The sequence below is a fragment of the Mycobacterium sp. MMS18-G62 genome (assembly GCF_053877835.1).
The window spans coordinates 1-20,529 of the sequence record NZ_CM132662.1; the positions used below are offsets into that span (position 1 = coordinate 1).

Below are 20,529 nucleotides of genomic sequence, written 5' to 3' on the forward strand. Positions count from 1 at the left end.
TAATTTGTGTTCGGCGGTGTCCTACTTTTCCACCCGGGTTGGGTAGTATCATTGGCGCTGGCAGGCTTAGCTTCCGGGTTCGGGATGGGTCCGGGCGTTTCCCTGCCGCTATTGACCGCCGTAACTTTATTCACTTTTTTTGAAGTGCCCACTGTGTGTGGTGGGTGGTGTTATTTGGTGGTGGGGCGCAGTGGTTTGATGCGCGTGGATTTTTGGTGTGGTTGCGAGTTTGTGGGTAAGTTTTCGGCCGGTTAGTGCCAGTTCCCTGAACTTATTGCTAAGTGTGTAGGTCTGGTCTATTGATCCCGTGGTCTGCGGGGGGCCTTATCCCACTTGATGGGTGAGAAGCCTGGTCTTGGAGGGGGTTTCCCGCTTAGATGCTTTCAGCGGTTATCCTGTCCGAACGTGGCTATCCAGCGGTGCCCCTGGTGGGACAACTGGTGGACCAGAGGTTCGTCCGTCCCGGTCCTCTCGTACTAGGGACAGGTTTCCTCAAGCTTCTGACGCGCGCGGCGGATAGAGACCGAACTGTCTCACGACGTTCTAAACCCAGCTCGCGTGCCGCTTTAATGGGCGAACAGCCCAACCCTTGGGACCTGCTCCAGCCCCAGGATGCGACGAGCCGACATCGAGGTGCCAAACCATCCCGTCGATATGGACTCTTGGGGAAGATCAGCCTGTTATCCCCGGGGTACCTTTTATCCGTTGAGCGACACCCCTTCCACTCGGGGGTGCCGGATCACTAGTCCCGACTTTCGTCCCTGCTTGACATGTTCGTCTCGCAGTCAAGCTCCCTTGTGCACTTACACTCAACACCTGATTGCCGTCCAGGTTGAGGGAACCTTTGGGCGCCTCCGTTACATTTTAGGAGGCAACCGCCCCAGTTAAACTACCCGCCAGGCACTGTCCCTGAACCGGATAGACGGTTCGAGGTTAGAGGCCCAATACGATCAGAGTGGTATTTCAACAATGACTCCACAACCACTGGCGTGGCTGCTTCTTAGTCTCCCACCTATCCTACACAAACCGTATCGAGCACCAATACCAAGTTGTAGTGAAGGTCCCGGGGTCTTTTCGTCCTGCCGCGCGTAACGAGCATCTTTACTCGTAATGCAATTTCGCCGAGTCTATGGTTGAGACAGTTGAGAAGTCGTTACGCCATTCGTGCAGGTCGGAACTTACCCGACAAGGAATTTCGCTACCTTAGGATGGTTATAGTTACCACCGCCGTTTACTGGGGCTTAAATTCTCCGCTTCACCCCCCGAAAGGGGTTGACGGGTCCTCTTAACCTTCCAGCACCGGGCAGGCGTCAGTCCGTATACATCGTCTTGCGACTTCGCACGGACCTGTGTTTTTAGTAAACAGTCGCTTCTCACTGGTTTGTGCCACCCACTTGTGCTCGAGACCGCGAGGGTCTGTCACACCGTGTGGGTCCCCCTTCTCCCGAAGTTACGGGGGTATTTTGCCGAGTTCCTTAACCATAGTTCACTCGTACGCCTCGGTATTCTCTACCTGACCACCTGTGTTGGTTTGGGGTACGGGCCGTGTGTGTGCTCGCTAGAGGCTTTTCTTGGCAGCATAGGATCACCGAATTCGCCTCACTCGGCTATGCATCACCTCTCGGACTTGTGTGACATCCGGATTTGCCTAGATGTCGTCCTACCGGTTTGCCCCAGTGTTACCACTGACTGGTACGGCTACCTTCCTGCGTCACCCCATCGCTTGACTACTACCAACCCGGGTCCCACGCAGCCGGCGACCGTCGTTTCCCGAAGGATCGGATCGGTCACCTTTTGGGTGGTTAGCAGGATTGTTTCGTCAGGGACGCGCACACACGGGTACGGGAATATCAACCCGTTGTCCATCGACTACGCCTGTCGGCCTCGCCTTAGGTCCCGACTCACCCTGGGCGGACTGGCCTGGCCCAGGAACCCTTGGTCTTCCGGCGGGCAAGGTTCTCACTTGCCTTATCGCTACTCATGCCTGCATTCTCACTCCCACACCCTCCACCACTGAATCACTTCGTGGCTTCACCGGATGCAGGACGCTCCCCTACCCAACGTACAAGTACGTTGCCGCGGCTTCGGCGGTGTGCTTGAGCCCCGCTACATTATCGGCGCACAATCACTTGACCAGTGAGCTATTACGCACTCTTTCAAGGGTGGCTGCTTCTAAGCCAACCTCCTGGTTGTCTTCGCGACTGCACATCCTTTTCCACTTAGCACACGCTTAGGGGCCTTAGCCGGCGATCTGGGCTGTTTCCCTCTCGACGCACGGAGCTTATCCCCCGCCGTCTCACTGCCACACTATTGACTTACCGGCATTCGGAGTTTGGCTGACGTCAGTAACCTAGTAGGGCCCATCGGCCATCCAGTAGCTCTACCTCCGGTAAGAAACATGTAACGCTGCACCTAAATGCATTTCGGGGAGAACCAGCTATCACGGAGTTTGATTGGCCTTTCACCCCTACCCACAACTCATCCCCTCAGTCTTCAACCTAAGTGGGTTCGGGCCTCCACGCGGTCTTACCCGCGCTTCACCCTGGCCATGGGTAGATCACTCCGCTTCGGGTCCAGAACACACCACTACACACGCCACTATTGACGTGATACGCCCTATTCAGACTCGCTTTCGCTGCGGCTACCCCACCCGGGTTAACCTCGCGACATGTCCCTGACTCGCAGGCTCATTCTTCAAAAGGCACGCCATCACCCCACGCAAAGCGAGGGCTTTGACGGATTGTAGGCACACGGTTTCAGGTACTCTTTCACTCCCCTCCCGGGGTACTTTTCACCATTCCCTCACGGTACTAATCCGCTATCGGTCACTGGAAAGTATTCAGGCTTACCGGGTGGTCCCGGCAGATTCACAGCAGATTCCACGGGCCCGCTGCTACTCGGGGAAAACGTTCCACGAAAGCCGTTGAGTTTTCGTCTACGGGGCTCTCACCCTCTACGGACAGACCATCCCAGGCCACTTCAACTAACCCAACGGTTTATCACTTCCGCCCCGGTCGGCGGACCGGAGAAAGAAACGCCCCACAACACCGCACACACAACCCCCGCCGGGTATCACATATGCACGGTTTAGCCATCCTCCGCTTTCGCTCGCCACTACTCACGGAATCACACTTGTTTTCTCTTCCTACGGGTACTGAGATGTTTCACTTCCCCGCGTTCCCCCCCGACACCTATGTATTCAGTGCCGGGTGACACGACATCACTCGCGCCGGGTTTCCCCATTCGGACATCCTCGGATCCACGCTCGGTTGACAGCTCCCCGAGGCATAACGCAGCCTCCCACGTCCTTCATCGGCTTCCAGTGCCAAGGCATCCACCATGCGCCCTTAAACACTTACACACAAAACAATTACATTCTCGGAAAAACAAGAAAATTGCATTAACACCCACAACAAACCACCAACCCCCCAAAAAAGAGAGCCAGCAATTCACTGCGAGATGCTCGCAACCACTATCCACAAATCAAACACCACACCCCACCACCAAAACTCGGGGCAACAACACTCCCTATCTCCGGTTTCCCACTCGGGACGAAGAGATAGCGGGCCTGTTGTCTCAAAGCCCAATAGTGTGCCTGGCAATCATTTTCGACCGGCGCCCCGAAGGGCTTCCCGAACCGGTCAGTTGTTTGTTGTGCACCAGACCCCCACCCACTACAGGCGAAAGGCCATCCAACGAATCGCTTGAGTCACCGAACCCCCACACGATGCGGGCGGGCTCAAGTCTCGTGGTGCTCCTTAGAAAGGAGGTGATCCAGCCGCACCTTCCGGTACGGCTACCTTGTTACGACTTCGTCCCAATCGCCGATCCCACCTTCGACCGCTCCCTCCCACAAGGGGTTAGGCCACGGGCTTCGGGTGTTACCGACTTTCATGACGTGACGGGCGGTGTGTACAAGGCCCGGGAACGTATTCACCGCAGCGTTGCTGATCTGCGATTACTAGCGACTCCGACTTCACGGGGTCGAGTTGCAGACCCCGATCCGAACTGAGACCGGCTTTGAAAGGATTCGCTCCACCTCACGGCATCGCAGCCCTTTGTACCGGCCATTGTAGCATGTGTGAAGCCCTGGACATAAGGGGCATGATGACTTGACGTCATCCCCACCTTCCTCCGAGTTGACCCCGGCAGTCTCTCACGAGTCCCCACCATGACGTGCTGGCAACATGAGACAAGGGTTGCGCTCGTTGCGGGACTTAACCCAACATCTCACGACACGAGCTGACGACAGCCATGCACCACCTGCACACAGGCCACAAGGGAATACCTATCTCTAGGCACGTCCTGTGCATGTCAAACCCAGGTAAGGTTCTTCGCGTTGCATCGAATTAATCCACATGCTCCGCCGCTTGTGCGGGCCCCCGTCAATTCCTTTGAGTTTTAGCCTTGCGGCCGTACTCCCCAGGCGGGGTACTTAATGCGTTAGCTACGGCACGGATCCCAAGGAAGGAAACCCACACCTAGTACCCACCGTTTACGGCGTGGACTACCAGGGTATCTAATCCTGTTCGCTCCCCACGCTTTCGCTCCTCAGCGTCAGTTACTGCCCAGAGACCCGCCTTCGCCACCGGTGTTCCTCCTGATATCTGCGCATTCCACCGCTACACCAGGAATTCCAGTCTCCCCTGCAGTACTCCAGTCTGCCCGTATCGCCCGCACGCCCACAGTTAAGCTGTGAGTTTTCACGAACAACGCGACAAACCACCTACGAGCTCTTTACGCCCAGTAATTCCGGACAACGCTCGCACCCTACGTATTACCGCGGCTGCTGGCACGTAGTTGGCCGGTGCTTCTTCTCTAGGTACCGTCACTTGCGCTTCGTCCCTAGTGAAAGAGGTTTACAACCCGAAGGCCGTCATCCCTCACGCGGCGTCGCTGCATCAGGCTTGCGCCCATTGTGCAATATTCCCCACTGCTGCCTCCCGTAGGAGTCTGGGCCGTATCTCAGTCCCAGTGTGGCCGGACACCCTCTCAGGCCGGCTACCCGTCGTCGCCTTGGTAGGCCATCACCCCACCAACAAGCTGATAGGCCGCGGGCCCATCCCACACCGCAAAAGCTTTCCCCCACCAGTCATGCAACCAGCAAGGTGTATTCGGTATTAGACCCAGTTTCCCAGGCTTATCCCAAAGTGCAGGGCAGATCACCCACGTGTTACTCACCCGTTCGCCACTCGAGCACCCCCGAAAGGGCCTTTCCGTTCGACTTGCATGTGTTAAGCACGCCGCCAGCGTTCGTCCTGAGCCAGGATCAAACTCTCCAAACAAAACCTAAAAAGGCCAATCAGGAAAACATCTGACCAAAGCAACCAGTCAAACTGGCAAAAAAACAAACCACACCCCTAAACGGGAAAAAGAAGTGCGGCAAAAACAACAACAAACAAAAACCACCAAACACACTATTGAGTTCTCAAACAACACACCCGCGCTGCAGGCAACCCTGCCACTGTACTCCACGTGGACAGAGACGTCAAACCGCGTCCTCCAGTCCTAATGGCCTGGGGCCGTTGGCTTCTCGTTAAAGACTACGCCTTCTCCGGCCCAGCCCAAAACTGGCCCCGAGGCCGTCCGAATCTAGACGACTCGCTCTATTTCGGCGCCGAGGCTGACCAGGTTCTCGACGAACAGCGGATAGCCGCGGTCGATGTGGAAAACGTCGTGAACTTCGGTGTCACCGTCCGCGACCAGGCCGGCCAGCACCAATCCAGCCCCAGCCCGAATATCTGACGACCACACCGGCGCGCTGGACAACTGCGGGATTCCCCGCACCACCGCATGGTGGCCGTCGGTCCGCGCGTCGGCACCAAGCCGGACCATCTCCTCGACGAACCGGAACCGAGCCTCGAATACGTTCTCGGTGATCATCGAAGTTCCGTCGGCGATGGACGCGAGGGCGATCGCCATCGGTTGGAGATCTGTCGGGAATCCAGGGAACGGCAGCGTCGCGACGTTGACGGCCTTGGGCCGCTCGTACTGGACCACGCGGAATCCGTCATCGGTCTGCGTGACCGTTGCGCCGGCATCGTGCAGCTTGTGCAGTACCAGCTGGAGATGCTGCGGATCCACACCGGTCACCGAGATGTCCCCTCGGGTCATCGCGGCGGCCAGGCCCCAGGTGGCTGCCACGATGCGGTCACCGATGACGCGATGCTCAGTCGGATGCAACCGGTCGACGCCCGTGATCGTCATCGTCGGCGTGCCCGCGCCAGTGATCTGGGCGCCCATCTGGTTGAGCATCGTGCACAGGTCAACGACGTCAGGTTCACGCGCTGCGTTGTGAATCGTCGTCACGCCTTCGGCGACAACGGCCGCCATCAGAATGTTCTCGGTGGCACCCACCGACGGAAATTCGAGCTGAATCTCCGCGCCGCGCAAGTGGTCTGCCTCTGCGACGACGCAGCCGTGCTCGATATTGCATCGCGCACCGAGCTGCCGCAGACCGGCCTGATGCATGTCCAGCGGCCGTGAACCGATCGCATCGCCGCCCGGCAACGCCACCTTGGCCCGCTTGCAACGGCCGACCAGCGGACCCAGCACGCACACGGAGGCGCGGAACTGCCGTACCGCGGCGAAATCAGCGTCGTACTTGGGTTCGTCGGGCGACGTGACCCGCACGATGTCGCCGTCCAGCTCGACCGTGGCTCCCAGACCCCTCAGGACCTCCGCCATCAGCGGCACATCAAGGATGTCTGGGCAGTTGGTGATGGTGCTGGTGCCCTCAGCCAGCAGCGATGCCGCCATCAGCTTCAATACGCTGTTCTTGGCCCCCCCGACAGCAACTTCGCCTGATAACCGGTTTCCACCGGTCACCACGAATCGCTCGCTCACGCCGGTTAGTGTAAACAGCGCCGCGGGGCAGTGTCAGTTTCCGCGTGTGGTCCGCCTAGTACGGTTTGCGTATGGCAGTTCATCTGACCCGCATATACACCCGGACCGGGGATGACGGGACCACGGGTCTGAGCGATTTCAGCAGGGTGTCGAAGAACGACCCGCGGCTCGCGGCATACGCCGACTGTGACGAAACAAACGCGGCCATCGGCGTCGCGATCGCGTTGGGCGACCCCGGCGAGCAAATCCGAAATGTGCTGCGGCAGATCCAGAACGATCTGTTCGATGCGGGTGCCGACCTGTCCACTCCTGTGGTCGAGAACCCCGAACATCCACCACTGCGGATCACGCAGAGCTACATCGACCGCCTGGAGTCGTGGTGCGACGAGTTCAACGAACCGTTGCCTGCGCTGAATTCGTTTGTGCTGCCGGGCGGTACGCCGCTGTCGGCGCTGCTGCATGTGGCGCGCACCGTAGCGCGCCGCGCGGAGCGTTCGGCGTGGCATGCGGTGGAAACGCACGAAGCTGCAATCAGCGTCTTGCCCGCCAAGTATCTGAACCGACTGTCGGACCTGCTGTTCATCCTGTCGCGGGTGGCCAATCCCGACGGCGATGTGTTGTGGCAACCCGGCGGGCCGGCAACGGATTAATACGTCCGGCGACGCGCGCGGGGCGACGGGCGCGATTCCAGCCACGACAAGAATGCCGTCAGAGCGCCGCGGTCAAGGGCGACTTCATATCCTTGTCGCCGCTCCGGGCTGGTGTCGCGCAGCTCCAGAATGACGATTTCGTCTGTCATGATGTCGAATTCGTCGCCCCGAGGTCCGCGGCGGGACACGATTTCCAAGCCACGGCGGCTGAGTGTCCTGTCGGGCCACCACCGCAGGCTCGACAGCCGATAGAAGCCGGCTTCTCCTCCGCGGTAACGCATTACGCCGTGACGCCAGCCGTGCCCTCCGACGGCAGGAACGTCACGCAGGATGGCTGCCGTGCCGCCGACCTGCCTCAGCTTCCACAGGCGGTAGGACAGGGCGACGACTACGACCAGCAGCACACCGACCAGCGCGACCATGACCATCATGGACGCGCTCATCGGCGGCCCTAATCGATCTTGCCCAGGGCGCGAAGCCTCGCTCGACCCTTGGCGGCAGTTGCGGCATCGTCGGATTCGGCGTCCTGCTGTGCGGCGGCTTCGTCGATCTCCGATTCGAATTCCGCACTCTCGGCCAGCACGGTCACACCCTGCTCCGTGACGGACAGAAAGCCTCCGTCCACCGCTACCCGCAGGTCGTCTTCGCCTTCGCGTTCGACGCGCACCATGGCGTCATCGACAAGCTGCGCCACCAGTGGAATGTGGTTCGGCAGTATGCCGATTTCACCCGAGGTGGTGCGGGTGAACAGAAAGGTTCCCTCGCCCGACCAGATCTTGCGGTCGACCGCGACGATGTCGATGTTCAATTCGGCCATCTCACATCACCTTTCGGTGCGGGCGGGGCCTAGTCATCCTTCTTCTCGCCCTCGTCCTTCTTGTCGGAGCCGTTGTCCTTCTTGCTGGACTGGCCGCCGTCTTCCAGCTTCACGCCGAAGCTCTCGGCCTTCTTGGCCAGGTCTTCGAGACCACCGATCAGGAAGAACGCCTGCTCGGGCACGTGGTCGAACTCGCCCTTGGTCAGCCGGTCGAATGCCTCGATGGTCTCCTTGACCGGAACCGTCGAACCGGGCTGGCCGGTGAACTGCTCGGCGGCCATCATGTTCTGCGACAGGAAGCGCTCGATGCGACGCGCGCGCTGCACCAGCTGCTTGTCCTCTTCGGACAGCTCGTCGATACCGAGAATCGCGATGATGTCCTGAAGATCCTTGTAGCGCTGCAGGATTCGGATGACTTCCTGCGCGACGCGGTAGTGCTCGTCACCGACAACACTCGGGTCCAGGATCGTCGAGCTCGACGCCAGCGGATCCACCGCCGGGAAGATGCCCTTGGAGAACACCGAACGGCTGAGCTCCGTGGTCGCATCGAGGTGGGCGAACGTGGTGGCCGGCGCCGGGTCGGTGTAGTCGTCGGCGGGCACATACACGGCCTGCATCGAGGTGATGGACCGGCCACGCGTCGAGGTGATGCGCTCCTGCAGCTCACCCATCTCGTCGGCCAGTGTCGGCTGGTAACCCACAGCGGAGGGCATACGACCGAGCAGAGTCGACACCTCAGAGCCGGCCTGGGTGAAGCGGAAGATGTTGTCGATGAACAACAACACGTCCTGTTGCTGCTCGTCGCGGAAGAACTCCGCCATCGTCAGCGCCGACAGCGCGACTCGCATACGGGTGCCGGGCGGCTCGTCCATCTGGCCGAACACCAGGGCGGTGTCCTTGAGAACGTCGGCTTCGCCGAGCTCCACCCACAGGTCGTTGCCCTCGCGAGTGCGCTCACCCACGCCCGCGAAAACCGATGTGCCACCGAAGTTGCGGGCGATACGGTTGATCATCTCCTGGATCAGAACCGTCTTGCCGACGCCGGCGCCACCGAACAGCGCGATCTTGCCGCCGCGCACGTACGGGGTGAGCAGGTCGACGACCTTCAGGCCGGTCTCGAGCATCTCGGTGCGCGGTTCCAGCTCGTCGAATGCCGGCGGCTTGCGGTGAATCGGCCAGCGGTCGAAGTCTTTTCCGTATTCCGTGTCGTCCAGGCAGGCGCCGAGCGCGTTCCACACGTGGCCCTTGACGCCGTCCCCGACCGGGACCGAGATCGACGCACCGGTGTCCACCACATCCACGCCGCGGACCAGGCCGTCGGTCGGCTGAAGCGAGATGCAGCGCACCAGGCTGTCACCGAGGTGCTGCGCAACCTCCAGCGTCAGCGTCTTGGCGAGCTCGGAGAACGTGACCTCGGCATGCAACGCGTTGAACAGCTCGGGCACCGAACCGCGCGGGAATTCGACGTCGACCACCGGGCCGGTGACCCGGACCACGCGACCGTTGGCGTCCTTCTTCTTTGCGTTGTCTGTCTTTTCGGCGGTAGCAGTCATCTCTTCTTCTTCCTAACGGGCTAACGTCTGGCATCGGCCAGCGCGTTAGCACCGCCGACGATTTCGCTGATTTCCTGGGTGATCTGGGCCTGCCGCTCGCGGTTGGCCTCCAACGTCAGAGCCTTGATGAGGTCGTCGGCGTTGTCGGTGGCCGACTTCATCGCGCGCTGGCGCGATGCCAGCTCGGAGGCCGCCGCTTCGAGCAGCGCGGCATACACCCGGGTGCTCAGATAACGCGGCAGCAGCGCGTCGAAAAGCGTTGTGGCGTCGGGCTCGAACGAGTACAGGGTCCGAGGACCGAGGTCTTCCTCGACGTACTCGACGACCATCGGCGCAATACGGTGCGCGACGGCGGTCTGCGACATCATCGACTTGAACTCCGTGTAGACGATGTGCAGTTCGTCTGCGCCGAGCACACCGTCGGGGCCGGGATCATCACCCTGGTCGTCGACTCCCGCCATGAAGGTGTCGACCAGCGTCGAGGCGATGTCCTGGGCGTTCTCGTATGTCGGCTGCTCAGAGAAGCCGGTCCACGACTCTGTGATGTTCCAATTGCGGAAACTGTAGTAGTTCAATGCCTTTCGCCCCACGGCGTAGACGATCGGCGTCTTGCCCTCCTGCCGGATCAGCGAGAACAGCTCTTCGGCGCGCCGGAACACGTTGGAGTTGTACGCGCCGCACAGGCCGCGATCCGACGACACCACCAACACGACGACCCGCTGGGGGTTCTCGCGCTCAACCAGCAGTGGGTGATCGAGGGCGGCCTCGTTGCCCAGGTTCGTCAGCATCGAGGTGATCTCGAAGGCGTACGGCCGCGCCGACTGGAGGCGGTTCTGCGCCCTGCCGATGCGCGACGTTGCGATCAGCTCCTGCGCCTTGGTGATCTTCTTGATCGAACCGGCGGAGCGGATGCGCCCCCGCAATTCACGAAGTGTGGCCGCCATATCGACTACTTCTTCTTCGGTGCGGGCTTACGGACCTTCACCGTTTCCTTCTCGAGGTCTTCTTCATCGAGCGCTTCGACATGCTCGTCGGGGACGACCGAGCTGCCGTCCGATGCAGCGAAGCCCTTCTTGAACTGGTTGATCGCCTCTTCGAGTTTCTCGCTGAGTTCGTCGCCGAGCTTTCCGGACTCGCGGATCTCCTTGAGGATCCCTTCCTCCGACGCGCGGAGGTGATCGAGGAATTCAGCCTCGAAGCGGCCAACGTCTTCAACCGGAACCGAGTCCAGATGGCCTTGCGTGCCAAGGAAAATCGAAACGACCTGCGCCTCCACCGGAAGTGGCTGATGCTGCGGCTGCTTGAGCAGCTCGACCAGCCGGGCACCGCGTTCCAGCTGCGCCTTCGACGTGGCGTCGAGGTCGGAGGCGAACGCAGCGAACGACTCCAGCTCGCGGTACTGGGACAGGTCAAGGCGGAGACTTCCTGCCACCTCTTTCATTGCCTTGATCTGTGCGGCGCCACCCACGCGGGACACCGAGACACCGACGTTGATGGCCGGACGCACGCCCTGGTTGAACAGATCGGACTCCAGGAAGCACTGGCCGTCGGTGATGGAGATGACGTTGGTCGGAATGTAGGCCGAGATGTCGTTGGCCTTGGTCTCGATGATCGGCAGACCCGTCAGCGAGCCGCCGCCCATCTCGTCGGACAGTTTCGCGCAGCGCTCCAGCAGGCGCGAGTGCAGGTAGAACACGTCGCCCGGGTAGGCCTCGCGACCCGGCGGCCGGCGCAGCAGCAGCGAGATGGCGCGGTAGGCCTCGGCCTGCTTGGACAGGTCGTCGAACACGATCAGCACGTGCTTGCCGTCATACATCCAGTGCTGGGCGATGGCTGAACCGGTATACGGCGCAAGCCATTTGAAGCCGGCGGAGTCGGATGCGGGCGCGGCCACGATGGTCGTGTAATCCATCGCTCCGCCCTCCTCCAGCGTGTTGTAGACGCTGGCGATGGTGGTGCCCTTCTGACCGATCGCGACGTAGACGCAGCGGACCTGCTTCTTCTCGTCGCCGGACTCCCAGTTCTGGCGCTGGTTGAGGATGGTGTCCACGCAGACCGCGGTCTTGCCCGTCTTGCGGTCGCCGATGATCAGCTGGCGCTGGCCGCGACCGATGGGGGTCATCGAGTCGATGGCCTTGATGCCGGTCTGCAGCGGCTCGCTCACGCCTTGGCGCTGCACCACGGACGGAGCCTGAATCTCCAGCGCGCGGCGGGCTTCGGGCTCGATGTCGCCCTTGCCGTCGATCGGCTGGCCGAGCGGGTTGACCACGCGGCCGAGGAACGCGTCGCCGACCGGCACCGACAACACCTCACCGGTGCGCTTGACCTGCTGGCCCTCTTGGATCTGCTCGTAGTCACCCAGGATCACGGCGCCGACGTTGTGCTCGTCGAGGTTGAGCGCCACACCCAGCACGCCGCCGGGGAACTCCAGCAGCTCTTGGGTCATAACCGAGGGCAGGCCCTCGACGTGCGCGATACCGTCGCCGGTGTCGATGACCGTACCGATCTCCTCGCGCGCAGTGTCTGCGGTGAAACTCGAGACGTAATCCTCGATCGCACCCTGGATATCGTCAGCGGAGATGGTCAACTCTGCCATGGCTTTTCGTCTTCCTGCTCTTACCGTGTGGGGTCTTGTCGTGTGTGGTTGGTCATTCCGGCAGCTTGATTTCGGCGGCTGCCAGTTTCGACGAAAGCGTGCCGTCGATCACCTCGTCGCCGACGGCGATGGACAGGCCGCCGAGCAACGCAGGATTGACGTGCAGCTGCACGGACACCGGATGCCCGTAGATGCGCGTCAGCACCTCGGTCAGCCGCGTCCGCTGCGCGTCACTCAAATCGGCCGCGGCGCTGACGTGAGCCACCACCTCGCCTCTGCGGGCAACCGCAAGCTCGGCGAGGTCGAGGACGGCGTCGTCGGCACGCTGGCCCCGTAGCAACTCGACGGTCTGCGAAAGCAGCTGCACCGTCGTGGCGTTCACGCCGGAGCCGCTTTCGAGCACGTCACGAAGGAGCCTGAGCCGGCCCTCGACAGGGGCCGTGTAGTCACTCAGCAGTGTGGAGAGCTGCGGTTGCGAATCGAGGACGCGATTGAAGCGGAACAGCTGCTCCTCCACGTCGCCGGCCTTGTCTTCGCGTTCTGCACGCACCAGCAGCGCCAACCGCGCGACGTGTTCGGTGGCGTCGACGAGGTTGTCGTCAGACGACCAGCGGCCCGACACTGCAGCCTTCAAGATCTCGAGCGCCGTGTCGCCGACCTTGTCCTCCAGCAGGGTCTCCAGCAGGCCGATCTTGGCCGACGGGTCGTCGGCAGGGTCGGCCAGGTGACGCGTCAGGATCGACTCGTGAGCCAGCAGCTTGGCGACCGAGGCCAGATCCTCTGCCACGGTGGACAATTGATTCGCCTTGAGGTCGGCCGTCGCCTCGTCGAAGCTGTTGACCAATGCCGCCAATGATTGCCGGCTCGCCGAGCGAAGCCGCGCGGTCGCCCGGTCTTCGATCACCGCTTCAGACGGTGCCATCGCGTCGAGCTCGTCGAGGAACCGATCGACGGTCGCCGACTGCGAATCGGGATCGGAAACATGTTCGCGCACCAGTTCGCCTGCGCGGCGGACCGATTCGCTGCCGAGGTCCTGACGCAGCTGACGGATCAACTGCGCGCGCAGTAGCTGAACCTGCTGGGCGCCTTGGACTTTGATCCGCTCGACCTCGGCGTCAGCCTGGGCGCGCAGCTGCTCCACGATGCGCTCGGCGTCTACCTTGGCCTCTTCGGTCACCCGCTTGGCCTCGGTCTTGGCTTGTTCGACGGCCTTCTCGTGCGCCTTCTCGGCCTCGCCCAGACGCTTCTTGGCCTCGGCGCTGTCCTCGAGTTGCTTGCGAACGGTTTCCTGCTGCGAGGTCATCATCTTGCGGACCGGCGGCACGACGTAGCGCCAGATGATGAACACGATGACCGCGAAACCGACGAGCTGACCGATGAATGTCGACATATCGTTACCGTCCCGACGCCGTTGTGGCGGCGTTGATCTCGACGCCCAGTACGCGGCTGGCCAAGGTTGTCGACAGCGTCTCCACCGAGGCACGCAAGTCAGACTCGATGGCATCGGACTGCCGCTTCAACTGGTCTGAGGCCTGCTGCAGTGTCGAAGCCACTTCGTCCGACGCCCGGCCGCGCATGTCCTCCAGGATCTTTCGACCTTCGGCACGCGCGCCGTCGCGAACGCCCGAGGCTTCCCCGCGGGCCTTGCTCATCTCCGCCTGGTAGTCCTCGTCCGCAGCGGAGAACTGGTCGGCCGCCCTCCGGGTGTCGTCGACGGTCTGCTTCACCATCGCTTCGCGGTCGTTCAGCACCTTGGAGATCGGCGGTACCACCCACTTGCCGATCACGCCGAGCACGATCAAGAAGATCGCGAGCACGACGAAGAAGGTGCCGTTGGGGACGAGGAAGTTGCTACCTCCCCCGCCTTCCTCGGCCGCCAATAGGACGACGTTCGGGTCAGGCATGAAAGTGGACTACTTCACCGGGGTGGCGAACACGAACAGCGCCATGAATGCCAGGTTGATGAAGTAGGCCGCCTCGACCAGACCGACCGTGATGAAGAACGGTGTGAACAGCCGGCCCTGCGCCTCTGGCTGCCGAGCGATGCCCGCGATCAGCGCGTTACCCGCTACACCGTCACCTATACCGGCGCCGATTGCACCGCCGGCCATGATCAGTCCACCGCCGATGAGCGCGCCGGCAGCGATAGTGGGATCCATTCCTTATCCTCCTTGATAACTGGTAGCGGTCCTACCAGGTTGTGGGTCCTGCATGTTCGGGTCGGCTAGTGGTGATCCTCGTCCAGTTCCATCGACTGGCTGAAGTACAAAATCGTCAGCAGCGCGAAGATGAAGGCCTGGATCGCGCCGACGAACAAGTCGAAGCTCTTCCAGATCGCGTTCGGCAGCCACATGATGTACGGCGGGAACAGCGCGATCAGCGCGACCAGGATGCCGCCGGCGAAGATGTTGCCAAAGAGTCGCAGCGACAACGAGATCGGCTTCGCCAACTCTTCGACGAGGTTGATCGGCGCGAGGAATGCGACGTGACCCTTGAGCAGCTTCACCGGGTGTCCGACGATGCCGCGGCGCCACACGCCGGCCGCGTGGTAGCAGATGAACACGAAGAGCGCGAGCGCCAGCACGAAGTTGATGTCGGAGGCGGGCGGCTTCAGCAGCTCGTGGGTGCCGCCATCGGAGGTCGTGTATTGCACCGGCAAGACGGACAGCCAGTTCGCGATCAAGATGAATACGAACAGCGTCACCGCGAGTGGCAGCACGAACGGCGCGATCTTCATGCCGATCGCCGTTTCGATCTGGTTGCGCAGCTGAGTCGTGATGGCTTCCCAGAATAACTGGACCCCACCGGGCACACCGGTCGATGTCACCTTGGCACGCAAGTAAAACGCCAGGCCGAGCACGATCACCGCGGCGATCGCGGTGGCGTAGACGGTGTCGGTGTTGACCGTCAGGCCGAACCACTTGGCGGTCTCGTGGTGACCGACCTCGATGGCGGCTTCGGCGAGGATCTTCTCGGTCATTGCTTAGGGGCCTCTCCTTCGAGTCCGTCAGCTGCACCTGCTCGCAGTTTCTTCATGACCGGCAGCGCGGTGGACACCACCAGCACTACCTGAAACAGGGCCATGCCAAACACCACCCCTAGCCCCTGCGGCCGGAAGATGAACGCAATCGTGAGCCCGATAACCGTCATGACCATCAAGCGGGTTGCGGAGTTCAGGGCCATCTTGCGCTTGAGCGGATGCGCATCCGCTGTGATCGCATCGACCGACCGTTGCACCAGCAGGGCGTTGAGCAAACCCAGCGCGAGTCCAACACCGAAGAACACACCGACCATCACGTGTCCAAGAAATCCGGCCGCCAGCGTCGCCAATCCGGCGAGCAGCACGCAGATCACGAACAGGCGCAATGGCCTGAAAGCAACGGACGGAAACACCAACGGCGCGTCTTGCGCTGGCGTCGTCACTGCTTCACCTCAATCCCGCGGTCATGAGTTGCTGTCCCGATGATCCTGTGAGTCGCGCCACGAGCGTATCGGAGGGCGACGGGCTCGCTGGAATCACCCAAGGGGCAGCTCCCTTTGTCGGTCGTTGTTCCGTGCCGATCGGCGGTGAACCGAAGGCCCGGAGGCCGGCAACCCGCGAGGTTTTTTCGGGCTCTAGCAGCACCCTAACACATGGTGAACGCCCCAAAAGGGGGCCTACTACTTTTTGTCGTACATTTCCTCGAGCTGGTCCTCGCGGCGGCGCAGAAGCGGGATCAGCGTGACGACGATCGCGACCACAATCGCTGCCAGCATGACGGCTCCGGTGTAGCGAGGATCGAAGAAAATCGTGCTCGCCGCGCCCAATGCGACGATGCCCACCCACAAATAAATCAACAGCACCACGCGGCGATGCGAGTGACCGATCTGCAGCAACCGGTGATGCAAGTGCATCTTGTCCGGAGTCGAGAAATGCACACCCGCACGGGTGCGGCGAATCACCGCCAGCAGCATGTCGAGCATCGGCACGAACATCACCGCAACCACCAACAGGAACGGTGACAGGAGGGCGAACACGTCGCGCGCCCCGTATGCGTTCTGCGAGATCGGGCCGGCCGCCGTGGTGGATGCTGCGGCCAGCATCAGTCCGATCAGCATCGAGCCCGAGTCGCCCATGAAGATGCGGGCGCGGTGAAAGTTGTGCGGCAGAAAGCCAAGACATGCACCTGCGAGGACGACGGAGATGACGGCGGGCGGGTAGAACAAAACGTCGCCGCCGTGGTCGTGCAGCAGTCCGATGGAGAAGATGCATATGGCCGACGCGGTGATGAGGCCCAGCCCCGCCGCGAGTCCGTCGAGCCCGTCGACGAAGTTCATCGCGTTGACGATCGCCACCGTAAGCGCAAGCGTCAGCAGGATTGAGGACACCTGGTCGAGGACGATGGTGCCGACACCGCCGATCGGGATGTAGAGCACGCTCCATGCCACGCCCATGGTGACCAGCACGCTGGCGGCGGTGATCTGGCCGGCGAACTTCGTCAACGCGTCGAGCCCCCAGCGATCGTCGATCAGACCGATTGCCATGATGAGTCCGCCGGCGACGACGACGGCTGGCATGCCTGACGAATACACGAAGCCCCGCGTCAGCGCCGGAAGCTGTGAGGCCAGAAGTACGGCGGCCACGACGCCGATGTACATGGCGAGACCGCCCATTCGCGGCGTCGGCTCCTGATGCACGTCGCGCTCACGCGGGTAGGCGACGGCGCCCAGCTTGGTGGCCAGCACCCTGACCCAGCCGGTGGCGAAGTAGGTGATGATCGCCGCGGTCAGGCCGACGAGCGCGAGCTCGCGCAGCGGCACGCCCGCGCCACGTTCGTTGAGCGGGAGCAGTCCGCTGGCCAGATCGCTCACCATTCGATGAACCGTACTTGAGAAGGTTGAGAGGACACCCCTCCGTGGCGCGTCAACACATGCTGACGCGTGCGGAAAGGGTTACTGGTCTTCGCCGATTGAAAGCGTACGGTCCCCGCATGCCGTCGTTCTTTTCCAGATTCGTCAGGATCGGTCGGTTGCCGCAGCCCCTGCGGATGCGGCTCGAGCCCGAGGGCATCATCCATGTGGCCGAACGGGTTCGGGTGCGCCAGCGCTTCAGCGGCTCGGCGCCGGGCTTGTTTTCCGCCGTGAGCGTCAACCGTCACATCGGGTTGGTGGTGTTTAGCCGCCAGCGCCTCTACGCGCTGTTGCCCACGATTCCGCGGCTGGGCGGTCCCCTCATCGACCGGCGATGGGACGCCGTCGACGACGGTCCCGTGAAGGTCGAGATTTCGGACTCGGGTGTGCAGATGGACATCGACGCCGGCGAGATCGACGCCCGGTTTCACGGACGCCTCTCGCTGCATTTCAAAACGGCCATTCCCGACGACGTGCTCGCCGCCCTTCCGGCACAGTCGGTGTCGTTCGGTGTGACGCCCGACTATGTGTTTCACCTGTTGGGTCTGCGGGTCCGGAATTGATCACTCGGTGAGCGTCTCGGGCTCCACGCCGAGCACTTCCGCGACGGATTCGACCGTGATGGGACCGGTGCGCAGCACTCGCGGATGCGCGCCGGTGAGGTCGACGATCGTCGACGCCGCCTGCTGTTCGGACGGACCCGCGTCGAGGTACACCTCGACGAGATCACCGAGCTGATTCCGCGCCTCCTCAGCCGTCACGGCGGCGGGGCGCCCGGAGATGTTGGCGCTCGACACCGCCATCGGACCGACGTCGCGCAGGAGTTCGATGGCGATGGGGTGGTTCGGCATGCGCAGCATGACCGTGCCGTGCGCGTCGCCGAGATCCCATTGCAACGACGGCGCCTGCCGCACCACGAGACTCAGCGCGCCCGGCCAGAACGCGCGGATGAGTTCCCGCGCGCTGTTGGGAACCGTGTACACCAGGCCGTCGATGGTGTGCCAGGAGCCGACCAACACGGGGACGGGCATGTCGCGGCCCCGGCCCTTCGCGGACAGCAGCGCGGCGACGGCGTCGCCGTCGAAGGCGTCGGCGCCGATCCCGTAGACGGTGTCGGTCGGCATTACGACGAGGCTGCCGCCCTTGAGTGCGCTGATCGCCGAGGCGATGCCGGTCATCCGCTGCTCGGCGTCGGAGCAGTCGAACAGCTGCGTCATGACGTCAGTATCCGGGTCGCGGTGACGAAGCGCGGCCTGCCCGTCAGGTCGTGTCGGGCGGTGACGTCTGTGAATTGCCCTGCCTGCGTGAAGGCTTCGACAGTGGCCTCTGAGGTGGTGTCGTCGTGCTCGACGGCGCAGCGGCCGCCGCTGCGCAACCAGCGTGCGGCAAGCTCGACGATGCGGTCGATGACCGCCATTCCGTCTGGGCCGCCGAACAGGGCGTGGGCCGGATCATGTTCGGCCACTTCGGGTTCCAGCGCGGCCCCGTCGGGAATGTAAGGCGGATTGGCTACCACGAGATCCACCTGACCGTCGAGTTCGGGAAGCAGATCGGGCCGGGTGACGTCGGCTTTGACGAGTTCGACGGGCGTTCCTGCAACGTTGCGTCGGGCGTAGACAAGGGCCTCGTCGGAGTCGTCGACGGCGACGACGCGGGCGTCGGGCCATGTTTTGGAGAGTGCGAGCGCAAGCGCACCCGAACCCGTGCACAGGTCGACAATTACGGGTTTTCGCGAGAGTTGTTGGGCCACAGCCCATTCCAGCAGCGATTCGGTTTCGGGTCGCGGAATGAACACGCCAGGGCCGACGTCTACCGTTACTGGGCCGAATGCCGCGGTGCCGGTGAGGTGTTGCAGCGGCACGCGACGTGCACGCCGGGTCACGAGGTCGTCGTAGCAGACGAGGAATTCACGGTCAGCTTCGGCAAGAACCAGCCGGCCGCGCTCGGTGCCGGCCGCGTGGGCGGCGAGCAATTCGGCGTCGGTGCGCGGCGATCCGACTCCCGCCTCGGCCAGCGCGACCGCAGCGGCGTCGATCACCTGGCGCATCGTCATGCCTGCTGCAGCCTGGCTTGCTTGTCGGCGGCGGCCAGCGCGTCGAACAACGCGTCGAGGTCGCCGTCGAGGACCTGGTCGAGATTGTGCGCCTTGAAGTTGATCCGGTGATCGGCGATCCGGTTTTCGGGGTAGTTGTACGTGCGGATGCGCTCGCTGCGGTCGACGGTGCGGATCTGGCTGGCACGGTCGGCGGAGGCGTCGGCCTGCGCCTGTTCTTCGGCCAGTGCTTGGAGCCGCGCGGCGAGCACCTGCAGGGCGCGGGCCTTGTTCTGCAACTGCGAGCGTTCGTTCTGACAGGTGACGACGATGCCCGTCGGCAGGTGGGTGATACGCACTGCGGAGTCGGTGGTGTTGACGCCTTGGCCACCCTTGCCCGACGACCGGTACACGTCGATGCGCAGATCGGACTCGTCGATCTGGACTTCCTCGACCTCTTCGGGTTCGGGATACACCAACACGCCCGCGGCCGACGTGTGCACGCGGCCCTGCGACTCGGTGACCGGCACCCGCTGCACGCGGTGCACGCCGCCTTCGAACTTCAGCCGCGACCAGACGCCGTCGGCGGAGTCGCCCTTGCTTCGGATCGATAGCGTCGCGTCCTTGTAGCCGCCGAGATCCGACGTCGTCTCGTCGAGCATCGTGACGGTCCATCCGTGCCGCTCGGCGTAGCGCATGTACATGCGTGCGAGGTCGGCCGCGAACAGGGCGGACTCCTCACCGCCCTCCCCCGACTTCACCTCGAGCACAATGTCGTCGGGGTCGTGTGGGTCGCGAGGGGCAAGCAGGTCGGTCAGATGCGTGTCGAGCTGCTCGACGGTGGCCTCGAGCTCGGGAACCTCGGCGGCGAAGGATTCGTCGTCCTTGGCTAGTTCCTTGGCGGCCTCGAGGTCGCCACGGGCAGCTTCGAGCTTGCGATAGGTCGAGACGATCGGGGCCAGCTGTGCAAACCGACGCCCGACCTTGCGCGCCTTACCCGCGTCGCTGTGCAGGTTCGGGTCGGAGAGCTGACGTTCGAGGTCGGCATGTTCGGCCAACAGCGCATCGATCATGTCTGCCATCTCAACCTCCTTCCCCGAACGCAAACCGACGCCCGGCCTGCGCTAGATGCGACAGATCGGGCG

General features: G+C 62.5%; 17 protein-coding genes and 3 rRNA genes. 2 read left to right on the forward strand and 18 right to left on the reverse strand.

Going from position 1 to position 20,529, the window contains the following annotated elements:
- Positions 1-8: 8 nt before the first annotated feature.
- The 4 genes from rrf to murA form a co-directional block, all read right to left on the reverse strand.
- Positions 9-123: ribosomal RNA gene (gene rrf, locus ACWW36_RS00005) — 5S ribosomal RNA — on the reverse strand.
- 108 nt (positions 124-231) lie between these two features.
- A 23S ribosomal RNA gene (locus tag ACWW36_RS00010) occupies positions 232-3,361 on the reverse strand.
- A 401-nt stretch (positions 3,362-3,762) separates the two neighbouring features.
- Positions 3,763-5,285, reverse strand: a 16S ribosomal RNA gene (locus tag ACWW36_RS00015).
- The 16S, 23S and 5S rRNA genes sit together here, the layout of an rRNA operon.
- A gap of 307 nt (positions 5,286-5,592) precedes the next feature.
- Positions 5,593-6,846 (reverse strand): UDP-N-acetylglucosamine 1-carboxyvinyltransferase, encoded by a 1,254-nt coding sequence (gene murA / locus ACWW36_RS00020; RefSeq protein WP_456139585.1) that lies wholly within the window; start codon positions 6,844-6,846, stop codon positions 5,593-5,595.
- Between the two features lie 71 nt (positions 6,847-6,917).
- Here murA and ACWW36_RS00025 point away from each other — a divergent pair, with 71 nt between their 5' ends.
- Positions 6,918-7,496: a cob(I)yrinic acid a,c-diamide adenosyltransferase gene (locus ACWW36_RS00025; RefSeq protein WP_456139586.1), complete on the forward strand. Its 579-nt coding sequence runs from the start codon at positions 6,918-6,920 to the stop codon at positions 7,494-7,496.
- On the opposite strand, the gene ACWW36_RS00030 is transcribed toward ACWW36_RS00025, so the two are convergent.
- The 11 genes from ACWW36_RS00030 to ACWW36_RS00080 form a co-directional block, all read right to left on the reverse strand.
- Positions 7,493-7,939, reverse strand: a complete 447-nt coding sequence (locus tag ACWW36_RS00030) for a DUF2550 domain-containing protein (protein ID WP_456139587.1) — start codon at positions 7,937-7,939, stop codon at positions 7,493-7,495. The two genes, ACWW36_RS00025 and ACWW36_RS00030, sit on opposite strands and share 4 nt — an antisense overlap.
- A gap of 8 nt (positions 7,940-7,947) precedes the next feature.
- Positions 7,948-8,313: a F0F1 ATP synthase subunit epsilon gene (locus ACWW36_RS00035; protein ID WP_456139588.1), complete on the reverse strand. Its 366-nt coding sequence runs from the start codon at positions 8,311-8,313 to the stop codon at positions 7,948-7,950.
- Between the two features lie 29 nt (positions 8,314-8,342).
- Positions 8,343-9,866, reverse strand: a complete 1,524-nt coding sequence (atpD, locus tag ACWW36_RS00040; protein ID WP_456139589.1) for a F0F1 ATP synthase subunit beta — start codon at positions 9,864-9,866, stop codon at positions 8,343-8,345.
- Positions 9,867-9,886: 20 nt separating this feature from the next.
- A complete protein-coding gene (locus tag ACWW36_RS00045) occupies positions 9,887-10,810 on the reverse strand; it encodes a F0F1 ATP synthase subunit gamma (protein ID WP_456139590.1) in 924 nt (307 codons plus the stop codon).
- Positions 10,811-10,815: 5 nt separating this feature from the next.
- Positions 10,816-12,462, reverse strand: coding sequence for a F0F1 ATP synthase subunit alpha (gene atpA, locus ACWW36_RS00050; protein WP_456139591.1), 1,647 nt, complete (start codon positions 12,460-12,462; stop codon positions 10,816-10,818).
- Between the two features lie 52 nt (positions 12,463-12,514).
- The gene (locus ACWW36_RS00055) at positions 12,515-13,852 is read right to left on the reverse strand and encodes a F0F1 ATP synthase subunit B/delta (RefSeq protein ID WP_456139592.1); all 1,338 of its coding nucleotides are present in this window, start codon (positions 13,850-13,852) and stop codon (positions 12,515-12,517) included.
- Positions 13,853-13,856: 4 nt separating this feature from the next.
- Entirely contained in the window at positions 13,857-14,366 is a 510-nt protein-coding gene (locus tag ACWW36_RS00060) for a F0F1 ATP synthase subunit B (protein WP_456139593.1), read from the reverse strand.
- 9 nt (positions 14,367-14,375) lie between these two features.
- Positions 14,376-14,621 (reverse strand): F0F1 ATP synthase subunit C, encoded by a 246-nt coding sequence (locus tag ACWW36_RS00065; RefSeq protein ID WP_456139594.1) that lies wholly within the window; start codon positions 14,619-14,621, stop codon positions 14,376-14,378.
- Positions 14,622-14,686: 65 nt separating this feature from the next.
- Entirely contained in the window at positions 14,687-15,442 is a 756-nt protein-coding gene (atpB, locus tag ACWW36_RS00070) for a F0F1 ATP synthase subunit A (protein WP_456139595.1), read from the reverse strand.
- Positions 15,439-15,885, reverse strand: a complete 447-nt coding sequence (locus tag ACWW36_RS00075; protein WP_456139596.1) for an ATP synthase subunit I — start codon at positions 15,883-15,885, stop codon at positions 15,439-15,441. Before ACWW36_RS00075 ends, atpB begins: the two co-directional genes overlap by 4 nt.
- Before the next feature lie 237 nt (positions 15,886-16,122).
- The gene (locus ACWW36_RS00080; protein ID WP_456139597.1) at positions 16,123-17,316 is read right to left on the reverse strand and encodes a glycosyltransferase family 4 protein; all 1,194 of its coding nucleotides are present in this window, start codon (positions 17,314-17,316) and stop codon (positions 16,123-16,125) included.
- A 116-nt stretch (positions 17,317-17,432) separates the two neighbouring features.
- On the opposite strand from ACWW36_RS00080, the gene ACWW36_RS00085 reads away from it, so the two are divergent.
- Positions 17,433-17,915 (forward strand): hypothetical protein, encoded by a 483-nt coding sequence (locus tag ACWW36_RS00085; RefSeq protein WP_456139598.1) that lies wholly within the window; start codon positions 17,433-17,435, stop codon positions 17,913-17,915.
- Here ACWW36_RS00085 and ACWW36_RS00090 read toward each other — a convergent pair whose 3' ends face one another.
- Genes ACWW36_RS00090 through prfA form a run of 3 tightly spaced genes read right to left on the reverse strand, consistent with a single transcriptional unit; the run spans position 17,916 to position 20,466 of the window.
- Complete coding sequence (locus ACWW36_RS00090) at positions 17,916-18,569, reverse strand: L-threonylcarbamoyladenylate synthase (protein WP_456139599.1); 654 nt, start codon at positions 18,567-18,569, stop codon at positions 17,916-17,918. It lies immediately after the preceding gene.
- On the reverse strand, positions 18,566-19,405 hold the full coding sequence (gene prmC / locus ACWW36_RS00095) for a peptide chain release factor N(5)-glutamine methyltransferase (protein ID WP_456139600.1): 840 nt from the start codon (positions 19,403-19,405) through the stop codon (positions 18,566-18,568). The genes ACWW36_RS00090 and prmC overlap by 4 nt, the downstream gene beginning before the upstream one ends.
- Positions 19,402-20,466: a peptide chain release factor 1 gene (prfA, locus tag ACWW36_RS00100; protein ID WP_456139601.1), complete on the reverse strand. Its 1,065-nt coding sequence runs from the start codon at positions 20,464-20,466 to the stop codon at positions 19,402-19,404. Before prfA ends, prmC begins: the two co-directional genes overlap by 4 nt.
- Positions 20,467-20,529 lie beyond the last annotated feature (63 nt).

Coding starts and splice junctions, on each gene's coding strand:
- ACWW36_RS00025 (WP_456139586.1), top strand. CDS start 6,918: ATGGCAGTTCATCTGACCCGCATATACACCCGGACCGGGGATGACGGG.
- ACWW36_RS00030 (WP_456139587.1), bottom strand. CDS start 7,939: ATGAGCGCGTCCATGATGGTCATGGTCGCGCTGGTCGGTGTGCTGCTG.
- ACWW36_RS00035 (WP_456139588.1), bottom strand. CDS start 8,313: ATGGCCGAATTGAACATCGACATCGTCGCGGTCGACCGCAAGATCTGG.
- atpD (WP_456139589.1), bottom strand. CDS start 9,866: ATGACTGCTACCGCCGAAAAGACAGACAACGCAAAGAAGAAGGACGCC.
- ACWW36_RS00045 (WP_456139590.1), bottom strand. CDS start 10,810: ATGGCGGCCACACTTCGTGAATTGCGGGGGCGCATCCGCTCCGCCGGT.
- atpA (WP_456139591.1), bottom strand. CDS start 12,462: ATGGCAGAGTTGACCATCTCCGCTGACGATATCCAGGGTGCGATCGAG.
- ACWW36_RS00055 (WP_456139592.1), bottom strand. CDS start 13,852: ATGTCGACATTCATCGGTCAGCTCGTCGGTTTCGCGGTCATCGTGTTC.
- ACWW36_RS00060 (WP_456139593.1), bottom strand. CDS start 14,366: ATGCCTGACCCGAACGTCGTCCTATTGGCGGCCGAGGAAGGCGGGGGA.
- ACWW36_RS00065 (WP_456139594.1), bottom strand. CDS start 14,621: ATGGATCCCACTATCGCTGCCGGCGCGCTCATCGGCGGTGGACTGATC.
- atpB (WP_456139595.1), bottom strand. CDS start 15,442: ATGACCGAGAAGATCCTCGCCGAAGCCGCCATCGAGGTCGGTCACCAC.
- ACWW36_RS00080 (WP_456139597.1), bottom strand. CDS start 17,316: ATGGTGAGCGATCTGGCCAGCGGACTGCTCCCGCTCAACGAACGTGGC.
- ACWW36_RS00085 (WP_456139598.1), top strand. CDS start 17,433: ATGCCGTCGTTCTTTTCCAGATTCGTCAGGATCGGTCGGTTGCCGCAG.
- ACWW36_RS00090 (WP_456139599.1), bottom strand. CDS start 18,569: ATGACGCAGCTGTTCGACTGCTCCGACGCCGAGCAGCGGATGACCGGC.
- prmC (WP_456139600.1), bottom strand. CDS start 19,405: ATGACGATGCGCCAGGTGATCGACGCCGCTGCGGTCGCGCTGGCCGAG.
- prfA (WP_456139601.1), bottom strand. CDS start 20,466: ATGGCAGACATGATCGATGCGCTGTTGGCCGAACATGCCGACCTCGAA.